Raw genomic sequence first — 18429 nt, 5'->3', positions numbered from 1 at the left:
AAGATAAATATTTTCTTCCAATTGCCAACACGCAATAAACTTCTTATTATAGCCTCCTCTGAATATCCTCGTTACTGTTCCGCTGACCCTTACTACGTATATCACCACCGAAAGTATAGGATACACCGATACGGAAACTGGCAAAGGCAAACTGATTGTCGGCAATTATCTTCAACCCGTTGGACATGGTTTCCAATTTGGAATGGCTGACAAACAAATTGTTGACATTCAGGCTGAGGCTGAGCTTATTGTTCAACAACCGATAAAGCATACCTGCACTGATGCTGTAAGTGGGGCTCATCAGATAGATGCCCTGATACTGACGGGAAGAATAGGAACTGGACAACGTGGCCAGAAGAGTCTTCTTTTCATTGAAGAAGAAAGTGTTGCGCAGGCTGGCGTTATAAGCCCACCCTTTCTCCTCGGGAGAGGTGGTGGCAGCGCTGGAGGTGGTCCGGCGATAGCTCACTCCATGCTGGGCGTAAGTTTGTAGCCATTTGGTACGGAAAGTGTATGAATTGTTAAGCCCGAAAGCATGCGTCTGCATGAAATTCTCCCAAAGGAAAGAAGTCACATTCGTTTCGGCATCCAAGTCCACAACCTGGAAGAATACATCGTCCGAATAAGAATAATAAGCGGAAACATTGAAGTTGTTCTTCAACGTATATCCCAGTTCTGCATTGTAAGTGTAGCTGGGTTTCAAGTCCTCACGTCCGCAGGCATATGTATATTTGTTCTGATAGAACGGAAAAGGATTGACCATATTCTGCGACGGACGGGAGATGCGGTTGGAGAAACTGAAGTTCAGCGCATGCCCGTCTGTAGGCGAATAAAGCAGATAGACAGTAGGGAACAAGCGCGTATAGTCGTGCTTGTCCTCCGTATCCTTCGCTTCGGAAATACCGGTAGTGCAGGTGTGCTCCATACGCAAGCCCAACTGCATGGAAAAACGTTCGGAATATTCACGGCTATAATCAGCATATAAGGCATAGATTTGCTCCTTGTAACGGAAATAATCATCCTGCACCAGCGTAGGGTCCGACGTATCGTAATTGATACCGTTGCGAGTGTTGGTAAAGGAGACCTTGGCACCTGCCGTTATCTTGTACTTTTCAAAAGGAAGGATGAAATCAAGAGCGGAGGAGACTACATCCACCTTGCGATGTTGCAGATAGTTGTAGTCGAAGTTTGTACCCGGAATCTCCGTACCGTCAGGCAGGAGGGTTTTCGAGAGAAAGCCCATATTTTCGTCCCGGTTGTCACGCAGGTAATCCACATCCCAAGTCATTTTCTTGCCTTTGTCATCCCAGACCTTATCGGTATGAAAATTCAGATTGAGGCGGTCGGAACTGGTATCCTTGTCACTGTTGGAGTACAGCAAAGAATCCAATACGGCGGTAGAGGCATCGTAAACTTCCGTCCATGAAAGGGCGTTGCCCGGTTTGGGAGCACTGTGATTATAGATGGCCTGCATACCTACAGTCCAGTCCCGTTCCAACGATACGTCCACACCTCCCTGAAGGTAGAAGCTATTCATGTAATTGGTGTAGTCGGCACGGCTGTTCCAGGTGTTCTGCGGAAAATAGCGGTAATTCTTCTCACGCGTCTCATAGTTGCCCTGCGTAGTACCCCCGTTGAGGAAGGATGACACGCGCCCCTTGCTGAGGTTCAGGCTTACCCCGCCATATCCGTAATTGTCCTTTTCACCAGCGCTGTAGGAAGCGGAAGCCGTACCACCCACGTAATCTTTGGGGCGTGACTTCAAGCGGATATTGATGATGCCTGCATTTCCGGCGGCATCGTATTTGGACGGAGGCGTGGTAATCACCTCCACCTTCAGTATCTGGGAGGCGTCATAGGAACGGAGGTAATCTATCAGTTCATCTCCTGACAGCTTCGTCTCACGGTCGTTGATATAAACCTTGATACCCCCTTTACCTATAATACCAATACTGTTTTGTCCAACCTGCAGACCGGGCACTTCACGCAGAAGGTCGAGTGCACTGCCTCCGGCAGAGGCTATGGTATTATGTGCATCGAACACTACCCTATCCACCAGACGCTTGATAACGGGACGCGCGGCCGTAACGGTCACTTCGTCCAGCAAGGCAGAAGAAGATTTCAATGTCAATTCGCCAACGTTTTTGTTTCCTTGCAGCACAACGGGAACGTAGAGGTCTTCGCTGCCGATAAGGGTAATATGCAACAAGTATTCTCCCAGTGGCTGGTCAAAGGAAAAACAACCTTGTGTGTCGGTCAGCATACCGGTAATATAGATACTGTCTTTTGCCTGCTTCAGCAGCACATTCGCCACCTCTACCGGTTGGCGGTTCTCGTCCTGCACACAACCGGAAAGCCGGTAAGTCTGAGCAGGAAGCAGAGTTGCCATACTTGCCAAGGCCACCCATACCATCACTCTTTTTCTAACGTTGTTCAGTAGTTTTTCTTTCATCATGCGTTTGATTTCAATATTTCACACCTTGTATTTCGCTGATACAAAGGTAGGGGTAAAACATGCCTCAAACGGTCTATATCGAGGAATAAAAAGTCTATATTCCAAAACTACAAATCACTACATATCAACACTTTAATTTCACAAAAGTCTATATTATGCCTTTTCCGGTCTATATGCTGCCTATAAACTCTACGATGCCTTCCTTCTCCCCCATCCCCAGTTTCTTGCGGATATTCGTCTTTCGCTGGTAAATGGTAGGAATGCTCTGTTGTGTCACCACACTAATCTCCTTCGTCGAGAAGTCCGCACAGAGCAGGCAGCAAAGCTGCTTTTCTTTGTCAATGAGCACATCGCCAAAACAGCTGTCCATCTTTGTGTAGAAGTTATCATAAATCCGGTCTATGATAGGATACAAGTCCTCCCATACCAGCAAACTCTCTACCGGCAGTTCATGGCTGGTAATACCCGAAATGCGGCGAAGCAGCTCCTGATTCTGTGAGGTAGGTTGTTTAGCCACCAGCCGTATCATGCCTAATTGCTGCAACAGTATTTTCCGAAAAAACTGCCCGTCTTCCCCTTTCGACTGGTTCCTGATCGCATCTTCCAGCAACCGGGTCAGTGTTTCCGCCCGTTCTTCCGCTTCAATCAACCGGTTACGCCGGTTACGGATATAAAGGGACACACCGCCACCTGCAAGCACCAGTACCAACAGTGCCAGCAACAAATTCAGTTGTGCCTGCTTCCGTTCCACCGTCAGAATCAAGTTGGCTTGCGAAAGCGTCTCCTTCGACTCGTCCTTACGCCGGACAGTACTCTGCAACGCAGTAAGAGCATTGGCTACAGAATCATTATAGCGCGCCACGTCCAGCACATCAAACGTACGGTGACGTGTATAATCTATCAATGCCCTATATACCGCCACCATATTCTCTTCCGTCAGAAACCGGTTCCGGCCCTCGCCACGTTTCCTCTCCTTATTCAAATAGTATTCCGCCGAATCAAGCAGCCCTTCTTTCAAGAACACTTCCACTTTCACCAGATCTCCCATACGCAACTGCACCGGGTCGACGACATACTGCTCCATACGACGAATAGTAGCTATTGCACCGGAAGGTTCATCAAAAGAGTAAGCCTGCATCTGGGCATAGTTACGCAAATAATGCACTATCTTACTGGTATCTTCTGCCTCCACTGCCAGTTCTATGCTGCGCTCCATGTAATAGGATGCAGAATCATTCTTGTTCAGCCCCATGGCAATTCCCATAGAGAAGAAGCTTCCGGCTCTTGCGTCCAAAGCTATGGCGGTACGGAAAGTTTCTATCGCTTTCTCATAATCTTTCCAGACATACACATACCAGTATGCCTTATCAATCAGCATATCAGCCATTCTTCCCGTGTCCTGCAGCGCCTTGGCCAAAGCTACGCCGCTGTCAATGGCAGCTATACACCGTTCGTGCTCTTTCAGCCAATACCAGTACCAGGCTTTCAACTGATAGGAAAACAGATTCTTCGCCGTGTCGTTGCGGAAGACGTAATAATCGGAAGCAGGCAATATCAAGGAATCTTCCGCCATCGAGTTGTGCCGCTTATAGTGCACATAAGCATTCAGCCATCCATACAACAGCCTCTCCTCATCCGAAAGTTGCGATGGCCTCTCTATCTGTACCAGCAAGGCATACACGCTGTCCACATTCATATTCACCTGCTTTTCTGCCAGATGTAACAGATGTGCCTCATTCATCTGCCGGCAGGCAACAAGGCACAGCAACGCAAACAATAGTCCAAGGAAAGGTAATCTATTCATAATATAGGAGATATAGTTTTTTCTATCATTTGTCTGCAACCGCAGTTTCCAGTTGCTTCAGCGCCTGCTCCAACACCGAACGCGGGCAGCCGATATTCAGCCGCATAAATCCCTTACCCGGTTCACCGAACATGGTGCCGTCATTCAGTGCCAGGTGTGCCTTGTCCACAAATAGTCTCACCAGTTCCTCCTGAGTCAGCCCCAATCCCCGGCAGTCCAAATAAATCAGGTAAGAAGCCTGCGGACGTATCATGCCGATGCCCGGAATATGCTCGCGCAGGTAGTTCTCCGTGAAATCGATATTGCCCTTTATATAGTCCAGCAGCTGTTCCAACCATTCCTCACCATGCATATAGGCAGCAGCCGCACCGATATAGGCCAACATGTGCCCTTCGCTGAACTCGCCCGCTTCCATGAACTCCTGAAAACGGTGGCGGATGTCCTCATTGAGGATAATGGCGTACGAACTTCCCAATCCCGGCATATTGAATGTTTTGCTGGGTGCCATGAAGGTGAGGGAATTCTGCGCGGCAGCCCCCGAAACAGTAGCAAAAGGATGGTGTTTGTAAGGTGGCAGAGTCAAGTCGGCATGAATTTCATCGGAAATGACAAACGTATGGCTTTCCGTACAAATATCAGCAATCCGGCGTAATTCGTCCACCGTCCATACACGCCCGCCCGGGTTATGGGGATTGCAGAGAATCAATACTTTGCATCCTTGTATATCCTTACGGAAACGCTCAAAGTCAATCTGATACTGTCCGTCTTTCAGGTCGAGCGGAGAGTAAACCACTTCGCGCTTCATGCGTTGCGTCACCAGGAAGAAGGGATGATAAACGGGAGTCATCACCATTACCCGGTCGCCGGGATTGGTGAAGCATTGCAATGCGAAGGCTTGACCGCGGACAATGCCGGGTACAAAAGTCAGCATCTCGCGAGTGACGTCCCAACCGTGGCGACGACTGAGCCAGCTACAAATGGAAGTATACCATTCCTCACACGCAGACGTATAGCCCAGCACTTCATGTTCAAGACGCTTCCGCAAGGCTTCCATCACAAACGGGGGCGTGCGGAAATCCATATCCGCCACCCACATGGGGAGGAGGTCATCGCGCCCCCATACACTCTTCACACCGTCCCATTTCACGGAGTCGGTACCACGGCGCTCTATTACTTCATCAAAATTGTAAGTCATATGCTTGCTTTTTTATAATTCAACGCATCAATTTGTTTTGTTTTTATACGACCCATTACCGCTGCCTTATTTTTGTAAACAATAATCATATCGGGAAAAATATAAATACCGCCACATCCCACACTGCATGAGACAAGATAATAGCGGCAAAGCGGTTCGGAAAGAAACGGTAAAGCGCGCCCCATGCCGCCCCCACCACCAGAGCCGCCATGACCAGCATGAAGTTGCAGGAACCGGCATGCACCAGTGCATAAATCAAAGTAGCCACCACAAAACCCGCATTCGGATTCCAGCGTTTGGAAAGCGTGCGTTGCACATAGCCGCGCCAGAAAATCTCTTCCGCCGGCCCTATCAGCAACAGTAGCAATGCCGCCAACAGCCAAGGAGACTCTCCCTCTTTCATCCCATAAATGGAGTCCACCTGCGGACGGGCAAAATCGAACATCCAAGATGACACCTTGTCTCCCAACCAGAAAACGCCCCACAAAGCAACAGCAATGCCAATTCCCAGCAAGACATTCGGCAAGCTCCACTTCACCTCCCGCCACCAGCCGGGATTGAACAAGGTGGCAAACACGGACAGCGTGAGCGCAGAACCGGTCATCATCCACCAGAAATTCACGAAAGGAGCCGTCCAAGGCGAAAACATGACCGTCCACAGCACGGCAGCCAGCAGAATGGTAAAAATCAGCTTCTTCATGATAGCAAACCGGCTACAACGAACGACAACGTGAACAGCAGACTGAACAACAACTGGAGTTTTGCCGTCATCTCATCCAGACCGGCTATGGCACTTTCTCCCTTTCCGGGAAAACGAGACACCACCCGTACATTGCCTATGGCAGGAACCAGTGCCGGCATCACCAGCAGGGTCCATAGAGGAAGAGTTCCCGCAGCTATCAAGCCGGCTATCCAGCCAAAAGGGAAAAGGACTTCGGCACAATAAACGTACATCGACGCCTTTCCTCCCAGCTTCATGGCCAGTGTCTGAATCTCGGCACGGGCATCGGTACGCATATCCCGTGTATTATTGGCATGCAGAATGGCCACCGTAATCAGTCCCACCGGCAGAGCTATCCACAAGACATTCCAGTCAACTACTCCCGTAGCCACATAGCAGGTACCCAACGTCGGCAGTAAGGCATACGCCAAAAAGATGACGACATCGCCCAACGCACGATACTTGAGCGGCGGATAAAGCAACGAGCAAGCCGCGCCGCCTATACCGATGTACAGCAACGGCAACCCCGTACGCCACAGCAGGCCGACACCCGCAACAAGGGCAACTGCCAGCAATGCCATCGACAAGCCATATATCTCGCGCGGAGCAAACATCCCGTCGGTCAAGGTCTTGGCGCCAAAGGTATCCCTTGCATCGACCTTATGCTTATAGTCAAAATAATCGCTCCAGGTATTCCCGGCAGCGTGAAACACGACGATGTTCAGCAATGCCCAGATGCCGTTCACCCAGTTTATGTCCTGCTGCATCCAATACAGATATGCCAACGTCACCACCACCGGCATCGAAGAGGCGGGGAATGACCACGGACGCACCGCTATCATCCAATCTTTCAAAGAATGTTTCTTCATTTGTTATTTATCATTTATTTGTGCGCAAAAGTACGAAATATCTTCGCTTTTTTAAGTAATTTCGCGCACAAGATAAAAGAACCCCTTATGATAAAAGCTCTGTTTTTTGACATCGACGGAACCTTGGTCAGCTTCAAGACCCACGAAATTCCCGTTTCCACTATTGAAGCGTTGACTGCCGCCAAGGCCAAAGGCATACATATCTTCATTTCTACCGGACGTCCGCGCGTCATCATCAACAACTTGTCCGCCTTGCAGGAACGGAATCTGATAGACGGCTACATCACGATGAACGGCGCCTATTGCTTTGTAGAAGACACCGTTATCTACAAAAGCCCCATACCGACAGCGGAAGTGGATGCCTTGACAGCTTTCTGCCACGAACGCAACATCCCATGCATCCTGGTGGGAGAGCACGACATCTGCGTGAACCAGCCCGGCGAAGTAGTGGAGGAAATCTTCCATCACCAATTGAAAGTGGACCCCATCGAAGCAAAGCCCTATACCGACAGCCATGCCGACAAAGCCTTCTTCCAGCTGACTCCCTTTATCAACGCCGAGGAAGAAGCAATCATCCTGCCCTCCGTCCCCCACTGCGAGATGGGCCGCTGGCATCCTGCCTTCGTAGACGTGACAGCCAAAGGAAACACCAAGCAAAACGGTATCGACCAGATTATCCGCCACTTCGGCATCAAGCTGGAAGAGACCATGGCCTTCGGCGACGGAGGAAATGACATCAGCATGTTGCGCCATGCCGGTATCGGTGTAGCCATGGGCAATGCCAATAACGACGTAAAAGCTGCCAGTAACTACACAACCACTTCTGTTGATGAAGACGGCATCGCCAACGCCCTGAAATATTTCGGCATAGTCGGGAATCCATCATAAATCTGAAATCTTTTGAGCTTCGTTCCCGATACACAAAACAAAGAGTTTCAAGATGCCTTGAACCTCATTCAGTATACCCGTCAGTCCGTATTCCTGACGGGCAAGGCAGGTACGGGCAAATCGACCTTCCTGAAATATATCTGCGCGAATACGAAGAAAAAGCATGTAGTGCTTGCCCCTACCGGCATAGCCGCCATCAATGCCGGAGGCAGTACCCTGCACAGCTTCTTCAAACTGCCCTTCTACCCCCTGCTGCCCGATGACCCGAACTTCAGTCTGCAACGGGGACGCATCCACGAATTTTTCAAATACACCAAACCCCACCGCAAACTACTGGAAGAACTGGAACTGGTCATCATCGACGAGATTTCCATGGTACGCGCCGACATCATCGACGCCGTAGACCGCATCCTGCGCGTCTATTCCCGCAACCTGCGCGAACCCTTCGGCGGCAAACAGATATTATTGGTGGGCGATGTGTTCCAGTTGGAACCCGTCGTCAAAGGAGATGAACGGGAGATACTGAACCGATTCTACCCTACCCCTTATTTCTTCTCTGCCAGGGTATTCGGCCAGATAGACCTTGTCTCCATCGAACTGCAGAAAGTATACCGGCAAACAGACAGCAAGTTCATCCATGTGCTGGACCACATCCGCAACAATACCGTCGGCTCTGCCGAACTTCAGCTGCTCAACACCCGCTATGGCACCCAAATAGAGCAATCGGAAGCCGACATGTACATCACCCTCGCCACCCGCCGTGACAATGTGGACTACATCAACGACAAAAAACTGGCGGAACTTCCCGGTGACCCGGTCACCTTCTACGGCGAAATCATGGGAGACTTTCCCGAAAGCAGCCTCCCCACCTCGCAGGAACTGGTACTGAAACCGGGCGCACAAATCATCTTCATCAAGAATGACTTCGACCGCCGCTGGGTGAACGGCACCATCGGCGTCATCAGCGGCTTCGACCCTATTGAAGAGACCCTCTACGTCATCACCGACGACGGCAAGGAATGTGACGTCAAACGAGAGTCGTGGCGAAACATCCGCTACAAATACAACGAAGAAAAGAAACAGATTGAAGAGGAAGAACTGGGAACCTTTACACAATATCCCGTGCGCCTGGCATGGGCCATCACCGTCCACAAGAGCCAAGGGCTGACCTTCAGCCGGGTAGTCATCGACTTTACCGGCGGCGTGTTTGCCGGTGGGCAGGCATACGTAGCCCTCAGCCGCTGCACCTCGCTGGAAGGCATCCAGCTGAAAAAGCCCATCAGCCGTGCCGATGTATTCGTGCGTCCGGAGATTGTCAGCTTCTCCGAACGCTTCAACAACCGCACCGCCATCGACCGTGCCTTGAAGCAAGCACAGGCAGACGTTCAATACGTTGCCGCCGCCAAAGCCTTCGACAAAGGGGACTTCGGCACTTTCCTGGATGAGTTTTTCAAAGCCATCCATTCCCGCTACGACATCGAGAAGCCCAACGTGCAGCGCCTCATCCGCCGGAAGCTGAACATCATCAACCGTCTGAAAGAGGAAAACCGTGCACTGAAGCAAGCAGCATTGGAGAAAGAGAAAGCCCTCGTGAAGTATGCCCGCGAATACATCCTTATGGGTGACGAATGCCTGAAGCATGACATGAAGGAGGCGGCCATGAAAAACTATGAGAAAGCCGTCACCCTCTGTCCCAAATTCAAAGAGGCCTGGAAGAAGATAAAGAAACTGGAGAAAGAGATGCTAAAAAGGTGAATTGCTTGTTTATAAGCCGATTATTATCTATTTTTGCATGTAATATAAAACTCAAATCCATTTCTGCCATGCTTCTGAAACTTTATGAAAAAAATAACAATCCCGCCGACCTGCAGCAGGTGGTCGACCTACTGAATGACGGAGGTATCCTTATCTACCCTACCGACACCATGTATGCCATCGGCTGCCACGGACTGAAGGAACGAGCCATCGAACGTATCTGCCGTCTTAAAAATATCGACCCCAAGAAGAACAATCTTTCCATCATCTGCTACGACTTGAGCAAGGTCAGCGAATACGCCAAAGTGGACAACAGCACCTTCAAGTTGATGAAGCGTAATCTGCCCGGAGCTTTCACCTTCATTCTGAACGGCACCACCCGCCTGCCCAAGATATTCCGTAACCGTAAGGAGGTCGGCATCCGTATGCCGGACAATTCCATCATTCAAGAAATAGCCCGCCTGCTGGATGCTCCCATCATGACAACTACATTGCCGCATGATGACAATGAGGACATTGAATACTGCACAGACCCGGAACTGATTGACGAGAAATTCGGTGATATTGTCGATTTGGTAATAGACGGCGGTATCGGCGGTACGGAAGGCTCTACCGTAGTGGATTGCACCAATGGGGAGCCGGAAATCATACGCCAGGGGTTAGGCTGGCTGGACGAAGGATAAATATTGAATTCCGGCCACAATTTCCAAACCTTTTCAACTTCTTTTATGTTTCTTTACTAAGAAATACAGGAACTTTATGAGCACAAAAGAACAATACTGGAAATATTCATTGATAGCTATCATTATCGGGCTGGGAATCATTCTTTTCAGACAAATAGCCCCATTCATGGGCGGTCTGCTGGGAGCCTTGACTATCTATATCCTGGTGAGAAAGCAGATGATGTATCTTTCCGACAAGCGGAAAATGAAGCGCAGCATAGCTGCCACCCTCATTACGGCAGAGGCAATTCTCTGCTTTCTGGTTCCGCTTGGGCTGGTGGTATGGCTGGCTGTGGTCAATCTTCAAAACATCAATCTGGACCCGCAAGCCATTATAGCTCCTTTCGAAGAAGCGGCCAACATCATTAAAGCCAAAACCGGCTACTATATCTTGGGGAAAGACACGGTGGCATACGTCATTTCAATTCTTCCCCGCATCGGGCAAGCCATCATGGGAGGTATCAGCAGTTTTGCCGTCAACATCTTCGTACTGGTCTTTGTACTCTACTTCATGCTGATAGGGGGCAAAAAGATGGAACAGTACGTCAACGACCTACTGCCGTTCAACGATGACAATACACAAAACGTCATCCACGAAATCAACATGATTGTCCGCTCCAATGCCATCGGCATCCCCTTACTCGCCGTCATACAAGGAGGAGTAGCCATGATAGGCTACTGGATTTTCGGTGCTCCCAACATCTTGTTCGCCGGTTTCCTGACCTGCTTCGCCAGCATCATCCCAATGGTAGGAACAGCGCTGGTATGGTTTCCGATAGCTGTCTACATGGCATTGATAGGCAACTGGGTTCAAGCTATCGGCCTGGCCATCTATGGCGGTGCAGTCATTTCACAGCTCGACAACCTGATACGCTTCATCATCCAGAAGAAAATGGCAGACATTCATCCGCTTATCACTGTCTTCGGAGTTGTAATCGGCTTGTCCCTTTTCGGATTCATGGGTGTCATCTTCGGGCCACTGCTCTTGTCACTATTCTTTCTGTTCGTGGATATGTTTAAAAGAGGGTATTTGGATGCAAGGGGGAAGACGACGGAATAAGTATTTAATAAAGCATGACCATAATAGGGTTACCTTCCTCTTCTACTCCCATTCTCCGTTGATTATCATCACTGAGTTCATCCGGTTGTAACAAAGCAAAAAAATGTCCATCCGAAGTGACTCCCCTGATTTGGATATGCTGATTATTCATTTTATCAAATAAGCTATCACCCTTTTGGCAAACAACAGTTTTCTTTTCCTTATGGTAAAATCCACAATATGACTGACTTTCTTCTAAATATAAGCTTGTATGAAAATGGAAATAGATGTACTCTGCATTCTCCAGAATATAGTCTATGGCTATTTTTTTATCACATCCTTCTACATCCAATTGCTGCTGCTCATTCCAGTGCCACTCACCCAGTTCAAAAACCAGATATGGAGTAAGTCCCTGCTCTGAAATAGTATAGATAGTATCATTAAAAGCTTGTTTCACTCGGATGGCATCCTTAGATTTCCATAACGAAGGGCTATTGATTGCCGTATAATATTTCCGGTCACCAACAAATTCTGCCATTGCCAAGTCACCTCCATAAGCAACATTGCCCCCCAACAAATTTGAAACCGACAAAACCTCATCCATGGGAAGCAGGGCTGAATTCCATGTAGCAATACCGGTCAATGACATCGTATTTCTATCCATATAAAAGACTGATGGCGTCTCCGGAGAGAGTTTCATTTTATTATGTCCCCAAATTCTGTCCGCATCCATCAAATAGTAATTTTGGGACAGAATACAATTGACTGTATCTTGCAATCGAATTCTATCCTTATATTTCCCATCAAATCCATATAGTAGGAAATCATTATTCCATCCCAATAGATAAACGGTTCTCCGAACCGCATCAGCCCAAAAGCTCACTTTCCCCCATGAATCCTTTGCATATCCTTCCGGATCAGTACCTACGTGTCCAATATCCCGAATATACTTCCCGTTAGTACGGTCAAAAAGTTTCAGATTCTGATGGACAGAAGATACCAATATCGCACTATCCATAATTATGCACTCCGAATATTTTCCTATAATAGCCTGCTCATTAGTCTCCAAAGGAATATAACTTATGCTGGAAAACAAATTTTGTACAGATTGTCCTTCTGACAATCTACTCATTGCTTCCGCAACATTAATTACATTGCCATCAATCTGCTTTTCGGAACACGAAGTTACAACCAACATCAATAATAAAAAGAATTTCCACATATATCTCATACCATTTCTATTCATTACTCTGAAAGTAGTAAAATATCACTTATCATCATTAATTACATTATTTAATCGATTCCGGCTCCATCACAAGGCGAAAACCTCCATACTCGTCACTATAATTCTCAATGTCGTAATCAATGTACGACACCCGACACCCCTCTGCTGTTCCTCCCCAACTTCCACCTCGCAATATTCGGCGGAAAAAAAGATAAGTACCCTCAAAAGGCCATCCCGGATGGATAGACTTACCACCTTGCTTGTATTCTTTAGTGTACAAATCACCGCACCACTCCCAAACATTGCCACTCATATCATACAATCCCAATTCATTGCTTTTTTTCAGACCTACCGGACGGGTAGTTCCAGCTTCTCCATATTGTCCGCCAGAGGAATTCCCAACATACCAAGCCACCTCACTTACCTGATTGCTGCCACTGTATTTATAGTGCTTACTTTTGTGTCCACCACGCGCTGCGTATTCCCATTCGGCCTCAGTCGGAAGACGAAATGTTTTACCGGTCATAGCATTTAATCTACCGATAAACTCCTGCGCATTTTTCCAGCTTACATTTTCCATCGGGCAATCTCCGCATCCCCCATTAAACGGCAAAATGGAATCAGTATCCATAACCGCCCTCCACAGCCTTTGAGTAACTTCATATTTTCCTATGTAAAAATCAGATACCGACTCCTTACGTGCTGGTTTCTCGTTATCCTCACAGTCACATCCCTGCTCATCTGTACATCCCATCATAAATGTACCTCCTTTCACAAAAACCATCTCAATAGAATCCCCATTCACAACAACTACAAGTTGCTGAATAGGAGTTTCATTCGACTGACATCGAATAAAAACAGTTATAAGACATATTGCCAAAACAACAGTCAATGCTTTAACTCTTCTTTTCATACTTTCATTAAGAACATTCTCTTCCTTAGTATTTCATACTATATATACGAATAGCACAAACATACTAAAAACAAATGAATTACGAACTATTCATAGATATATTTTTCACACTTCATGGGAAAACAGTTTCATCTTTATATCAACTTCTTAATAAAGAACAGCTATTATGGGGTTACCTTCTTCTTCAACTCCCATTCTCTGTTGATTATCATCGCTAAGTTCATCCGGTTGTAATAAAGCAAAAAAACATCCATCCGAACTAACTCCCCGAATTTGAATATGCTGATTGTTCTCTTTATCAAACAAGTTATCACCTTCTTGGCATACAACTGTTTTCTTGCGAATAAATATAAATCACTTCTTATATATGCAAGAATCATTTATGCTTACTTCAACAATACGATTACTATTTGACCCAAATAAATGTTCATTTTGAATATACAACTCTATTTCATGGCCTGGCAAATAATTCTGAAACCATTCATAATTTATTTCACTTTCCATACCTCTATTTATATAATAAAAAGAATCATTCTCCAACTCTATTACAATATCATTATGCTCTGTAGCAGATACACTTCTAACAATTCCTCTTTGCAGACTTATGTTATTTGATATAGACACGAATCTAAATATTAAAAATAGAGCTATAAAAGCCATCAAGACATACACTACAATTTTTTTTTCATACGTAAATAATTATTATGCTTCTTACTAAAAAGAAGCGTTATACAATCTTTTCTTTAGCTAAAAACGAACAAGTTTCACCCGACTTCATATCCTGATTACGACTCCAGACCATCATAAAATTCTGCATCCTCAAATCCATAGCCTACCAAAGCCTCATTATAACCTTTCATTGCAATAAAGCCTCGCTTCTTCAAACATATTCGTCCAAAAACATCACGTTTACAAAGAGTACTGATATAGAATATATTTTCTTCATTCTCAAACTTCTTCATCACGAACTCTGCAAAGCCTTTCCCCAGATAATTATCTGCATCCAGATTACATACCGACTCGCTAACCTAAAAACCATATTCCCACTATGACTTCGTCGATAATAAGCCGGTTCATGCAAGTGATGCAAAATGAGATTTGTTTCATAGTGTTATATATTCATTATCAAATCAATGAACAGTAAATCTACCGAATGCATAAGCCCCATCCGCGCCCTTTATCTCAAGTAAAAAATCACCACCTAAACCTTGCTGTAACTGTACTTTTCTTAATATAGGAGAGTCTATATTCTCAGCAGAGGAGTAAACAACATTCCCATTCTGAGAAATTGCAATTTCCACTTCACCTATCGATTGATAGAATTCCAAATCAATGGAATGGTCATCATTCAAAAATGCTAAAAAAGGAGTAGCTGAAGGAATAGAACGATGAGCATTCCCCGGACCACCCGGTAAATCAAAATCCTCATCCATGACGATTTCTACTCTCGAAGGAAAAGTAACTGAATCTGCACTTACTACATTTACTACAAGAAAGTAGTATAAACTTAACAAAATAAAAAATGATTTCATAGTATCTTTAGTTTTGAATGTTACAAAGATAGCCATTCAATCACTTCTTAGAGAAAATACGAGTGGACAACACAAGACAAGTCAATACTCTATACACCAATAAGATGACAGTAAAAACATTTCTAAATTAGTGGACGAAAATCAAGCGATTATTCTAGTAAAGAGCTACAAATTCTTCCAATTTATCATTTGTATCCAAACTTAAGATTCCCCTCAACCTCCGTTTCTTCGTAAAAATGGAATTCATCTCACAGTCAAAAGTGAACATCAATTCACTGGAAGTGAAACCTACTTTAAGCAAAGCCAACAACATCAAGTTGCCACTAGTTAATTTAAAATCTTTCTTTAACCGAGAAATAAAATTACCATATATTAAATCTATATATTCAAGGAGTTGTTCTTTCTCCTGGTTGGTCATATTCTTCACAATCAGCTTTTCCTTCTTCAATTGTTCCAAGAGATAAACGCCATTTACACATACATTTTCACTTATTTTTTTATTCTCACTCTCCAATAGCAAAATCTTTTGGTTCAATTTAGCAATCTTCTCTCTATTTGTTTCTGCCATCTCACCTGCCCTTTGTTTCAACACATCAAGTTCATAAACATATCGTTTAATCATGCACTCATTTTCTTCTATTATTTGCATATTCTTCCGGAACAGTCCTTCATATCTCTTTCTCAAAAGAAAATACAAAACAATGCATAGCAGTATAATAAACAAGACTACTGCTATCCAAAAATAAAGCTGTATTTGCTTTTCACGTTCAACCTGTTGCTTTTCTAAAAGAAGTTTTCCTCTTTCATATTTACGTTGCAAAGTCAAAATTTGAGATGTTTGTTTAGCATCCCGTTCAATGACTAACAACGAATCAGACTTTTCTTTGAAATAGAGAGCCATTGCATACTTTTTCTGTTTCTTTTCCAACAGATACAAATAGTGATATGCACCCGCCAGAGTACGAGGATTTTCAGAATTCAAAGCTAAAGCGAAACATCTTCCAGCCTCATCCAACTTATTTAGATTCAAATAAATATTCCCCAATGACATTGAACAGTGATGCATAGAATGCCTATCTTGTTCAGTCTCTACCGCAGTTTTCAACAGGGCTATTGCATCTCCCAAATCCCCTTCATTTCTTTTGGCAATCCCTTTTACTTGTAATAAAGAAGGGATTACCCGTTCAAAACTGATACATCCTTTCTTTTTCTCACACAAGGACAAAGCACGATTAATGTAATTATAAACACTGTCATATTTCTGTTCTACATAATAAATACGAGCAATATCCCGATAAACATATATAACTCCTAAAGTATCAACAGCCTTTTGAAAACAATACGCTGAACTTTGATAATTGTCGAGAGCATCTTTATATAGCTTTCTGTCCGTATTCAAAACACCGATATATTCATGTACAAATCCCTGCAACTTATATTCTTCCGTCTTCTCCAATTTAGCCAAAGCGCTCAAATAAGCTTGTATAGCCAATGTATCATTATCTTGCAAAGCTGCCACTTTACCATAATAAAACAATGCCTTTCCTGCTTTTACACCATCATCCTTATAATAATCTACCGCAATTTTTATCAACGAATCCGACTGCAAACTATCCAGATAGTTTTTATCACGTGCTTGCGTTAGCAGCAATGCATAGTCCGCCCGCTACTTCCCACGAAGCTCCTCCGGATGAGGAATTTGCTCCAACAGCAGCAATGCACTGTCAGGATATACATCCATATACCTCTCTACCTTATCAAAAACATTGGATACGTTCTTCTCTACGCAAGAACCTAACAGTACACAAACGGACAAAAGCCCAAGATATAGCAGTTTTTTCATATGAACATGTTCTTTACCAGATTATCATTACGTATAACTCCTATGCCCACAGAATCCTTTTGGAGATAAATATTCACACCAGCCAACGGCAATCCTTTTTCCCCATCAGTCACAATGCCATTTGTCTACGCATTAGAAACAACTGCACAGCAGAATGTTATGAACAGTACTATACATCGCTTCATAATCCATGTATATATAATTAAACTTTGGATGAGAATAAGCTTTTTTACGGCCTCTCCCTTCAAAGATACAAAAAACCGCTTCAACAATGTACAAAAACAAGATAAATGTGGCAAACAAAACAAATAGCTCAGAGCTTGTTTCCCCTTACATAGGCTTCCTTTCCATTTTCTGTACGGAGTTATCAGCGCCTATCGGCCGTGATGCGCTCTGCCAACGGCCGTCAACCACTCGACTAACGACCGTCAACAAGGTGCTTCATAACCGTTGAACACCTATTATACTCATAGTTTCCCCATACTGTGCACCTATCTTATTCCTATTATGAGCCCAGCTGCAGTCTATCGGTAAACGGTCTTTTACGAAGTTAATACCGTGTTTACACGAAACGCATATCGTGTAAACAAGATATTTGCAAAATGCTGTACATTCTATTAATACACTAACAAACAAGATATTAACTTACTTTTCGGCGTATTTCCGCTGTGGAAGCAAAAGTTGCTTCCACCTTTTTGAGTTGCTTCCACAGCACTTGTAATGCCGATGAATAAAGGGATGCAGGAAGTAGGTGGAAGTGTGGAAGCAGAAATGATAAAACTAAGCAGAGATAATTTTCCCTTAAAAGCAATAAAACTCCAGAATCTGCTGGAGCAAAGCATCCTGCTTTCCCAGACCTTTTTCCAACTCCACACTTTTCAGGTTATAGAGTTGTGCCAGCAAAGCTGACGACTGCTTCTCGCAAAGACGGGAATCATGTACCTGCTCCATCCAGCAGACGGTCTCTCCCCAAACATCTACCGAAAGATGTGACAAGACTTCTGTCGGGGCTCCCCCCTTCTCCACCTTACGGAAGATTTCGACCAAAGCACACAACAAGCTGGACATTATCTGTTTACAACGGGAATGGGAACGGGATTCCCGGTTTCTGAAACGTAGCAGGAAATAGTACCCCAGCCATAAATAAACGGTGGTGACTTCTGCATGGATTTTCTCTATCCTCTTCCAATGCGCAACCAAGGCAGCATCAATTTCTTCCAGAATCGCATCCGTATCATCTTCTATGTAGTATTTCTGCGCAAGACACTCTATCACGCACCCCCATTTCGCCATATCCACACACTCTTGCGTACGCCCCATCCATACATGGGCTTCCTCCAATATCCGGAATGCCTTTTCTCCACATTCTGGAGCATCATAAAACCGATACTGACGAAACAACAGAAGAGACTGACATAATAACTCATCCAAAGAGTACTCCGCACTTTCCATATTTAAAATTCAAGTA

15 protein-coding genes are annotated in these 18429 nt (G+C 45.2%); 4 read left to right on the top strand and 11 right to left on the bottom strand.

All coding sequences use genetic code 11. The features are described 5' to 3' along the window. Positions 1–46: 46 nt before the first annotated feature. The 5 genes from DW039_RS03265 to DW039_RS03245 all read right to left on the bottom strand — a co-directional run bounded on the left by DW039_RS03265 (position 47) and on the right by DW039_RS03245 (position 7044). Entirely contained in the window at positions 47–2452 is a 2406-nt protein-coding gene (locus DW039_RS03265) for a TonB-dependent receptor domain-containing protein (protein ID WP_119958247.1), read from the bottom strand. Positions 2453–2624: 172 nt separating this feature from the next. After that, positions 2625–4259: a hypothetical protein gene (locus tag DW039_RS03260; RefSeq protein ID WP_057282004.1), complete on the bottom strand. Its 1635-nt coding sequence runs from the start codon at positions 4257–4259 to the stop codon at positions 2625–2627. 25 nt (positions 4260–4284) lie between these two features. After that, complete coding sequence (locus DW039_RS03255) at positions 4285–5454, bottom strand: MalY/PatB family protein (RefSeq protein ID WP_005835307.1); 1170 nt, start codon at positions 5452–5454, stop codon at positions 4285–4287. 85 nt (positions 5455–5539) lie between these two features. Beyond that, a complete protein-coding gene (locus DW039_RS03250) occupies positions 5540–6154 on the bottom strand; it encodes a CPBP family intramembrane glutamic endopeptidase (RefSeq protein ID WP_005823820.1) in 615 nt (204 codons plus the stop codon). Continuing rightward, positions 6151–7044 (bottom strand): prenyltransferase, encoded by an 894-nt coding sequence (locus DW039_RS03245; RefSeq protein ID WP_008665553.1) that lies wholly within the window; start codon positions 7042–7044, stop codon positions 6151–6153. The genes DW039_RS03250 and DW039_RS03245 overlap by 4 nt, the downstream gene beginning before the upstream one ends. A gap of 87 nt (positions 7045–7131) precedes the next feature. Here DW039_RS03245 and DW039_RS03240 point away from each other — a divergent pair, with 87 nt between their 5' ends. The 4 genes from DW039_RS03240 (at position 7132) to DW039_RS03225 (ending at position 11469) form a co-directional block, all read left to right on the top strand. Beyond that, on the top strand, positions 7132–7932 hold the full coding sequence (locus DW039_RS03240; protein WP_005835301.1) for a Cof-type HAD-IIB family hydrolase: 801 nt from the start codon (positions 7132–7134) through the stop codon (positions 7930–7932). A gap of 12 nt (positions 7933–7944) precedes the next feature. After that, entirely contained in the window at positions 7945–9687 is a 1743-nt protein-coding gene (locus DW039_RS03235; protein ID WP_005835299.1) for an ATP-dependent RecD-like DNA helicase, read from the top strand. A gap of 68 nt (positions 9688–9755) precedes the next feature. Further along, positions 9756–10370, top strand: coding sequence for an L-threonylcarbamoyladenylate synthase (locus DW039_RS03230; RefSeq protein WP_005823828.1), 615 nt, complete (start codon positions 9756–9758; stop codon positions 10368–10370). Between the two features lie 76 nt (positions 10371–10446). Next, entirely contained in the window at positions 10447–11469 is a 1023-nt protein-coding gene (locus DW039_RS03225; protein WP_005823830.1) for an AI-2E family transporter, read from the top strand. Positions 11470–11473: 4 nt separating this feature from the next. Here DW039_RS03225 and DW039_RS03220 read toward each other — a convergent pair whose 3' ends face one another. The 6 genes from DW039_RS03220 to DW039_RS03180 form a co-directional block, all read right to left on the bottom strand. Then, a complete protein-coding gene (locus DW039_RS03220) occupies positions 11474–12670 on the bottom strand; it encodes a 6-bladed beta-propeller (protein ID WP_230589359.1) in 1197 nt (398 codons plus the stop codon). A gap of 67 nt (positions 12671–12737) precedes the next feature. Continuing rightward, positions 12738–13586: a formylglycine-generating enzyme family protein gene (locus DW039_RS03215; RefSeq protein WP_035450030.1), complete on the bottom strand. Its 849-nt coding sequence runs from the start codon at positions 13584–13586 to the stop codon at positions 12738–12740. Positions 13587–14716: 1130 nt separating this feature from the next. Then, positions 14717–15118, bottom strand: a complete 402-nt coding sequence (locus tag DW039_RS03195) for a DUF3244 domain-containing protein (protein WP_227232470.1) — start codon at positions 15116–15118, stop codon at positions 14717–14719. A 154-nt stretch (positions 15119–15272) separates the two neighbouring features. Beyond that, a complete protein-coding gene (locus tag DW039_RS03190; protein WP_229076145.1) occupies positions 15273–16712 on the bottom strand; it encodes a hypothetical protein in 1440 nt (479 codons plus the stop codon). 72 nt (positions 16713–16784) lie between these two features. After that, a complete protein-coding gene (locus tag DW039_RS21185; RefSeq protein ID WP_016272559.1) occupies positions 16785–16961 on the bottom strand; it encodes a hypothetical protein in 177 nt (58 codons plus the stop codon). Positions 16962–17762: 801 nt separating this feature from the next. Then, on the bottom strand, positions 17763–18413 hold the full coding sequence (locus DW039_RS03180) for a hypothetical protein (protein ID WP_008665573.1): 651 nt from the start codon (positions 18411–18413) through the stop codon (positions 17763–17765). Positions 18414–18429 lie beyond the last annotated feature (16 nt).

Source organism: Bacteroides sp. AF39-16AC, from assembly GCF_003602735.1.
In the GTDB taxonomy this organism is placed as follows: domain Bacteria; phylum Bacteroidota; class Bacteroidia; order Bacteroidales; family Bacteroidaceae; genus Bacteroides; species Bacteroides uniformis.
The sequence above is the reverse complement of the archived record's forward strand: the minus strand, read 5'-3'. Positions and strand labels throughout refer to the sequence as shown.

Bases quoted from the DNA above. Each gene is read 5' to 3' on its own strand.
- DW039_RS03265 (WP_119958247.1), bottom strand. From the start codon at position 2,452: ATGAAAGAAAAACTACTGAACAACGTTAGAAAAAGAGTGATGGTATGG.
- DW039_RS03260 (WP_057282004.1), bottom strand. From the start codon at position 4,259: ATGAATAGATTACCTTTCCTTGGACTATTGTTTGCGTTGCTGTGCCTT.
- DW039_RS03255 (WP_005835307.1), bottom strand. From the start codon at position 5,454: ATGACTTACAATTTTGATGAAGTAATAGAGCGCCGTGGTACCGACTCC.
- DW039_RS03250 (WP_005823820.1), bottom strand. From the start codon at position 6,154: ATGAAGAAGCTGATTTTTACCATTCTGCTGGCTGCCGTGCTGTGGACG.
- DW039_RS03245 (WP_008665553.1), bottom strand. From the start codon at position 7,044: ATGAAGAAACATTCTTTGAAAGATTGGATGATAGCGGTGCGTCCGTGG.
- DW039_RS03240 (WP_005835301.1), top strand. From the start codon at position 7,132: ATGATAAAAGCTCTGTTTTTTGACATCGACGGAACCTTGGTCAGCTTC.
- DW039_RS03230 (WP_005823828.1), top strand. From the start codon at position 9,756: ATGCTTCTGAAACTTTATGAAAAAAATAACAATCCCGCCGACCTGCAG.
- DW039_RS03225 (WP_005823830.1), top strand. From the start codon at position 10,447: ATGAGCACAAAAGAACAATACTGGAAATATTCATTGATAGCTATCATT.
- DW039_RS03220 (WP_230589359.1), bottom strand. From the start codon at position 12,670: ATGTGGAAATTCTTTTTATTATTGATGTTGGTTGTAACTTCGTGTTCC.
- DW039_RS03215 (WP_035450030.1), bottom strand. From the start codon at position 13,586: ATGAAAAGAAGAGTTAAAGCATTGACTGTTGTTTTGGCAATATGTCTT.
- DW039_RS03195 (WP_227232470.1), bottom strand. From the start codon at position 15,118: ATGAAATCATTTTTTATTTTGTTAAGTTTATACTACTTTCTTGTAGTA.
- DW039_RS21185 (WP_016272559.1), bottom strand. From the start codon at position 16,961: ATGAAAAAACTGCTATATCTTGGGCTTTTGTCCGTTTGTGTACTGTTA.
- DW039_RS03180 (WP_008665573.1), bottom strand. From the start codon at position 18,413: ATGGAAAGTGCGGAGTACTCTTTGGATGAGTTATTATGTCAGTCTCTT.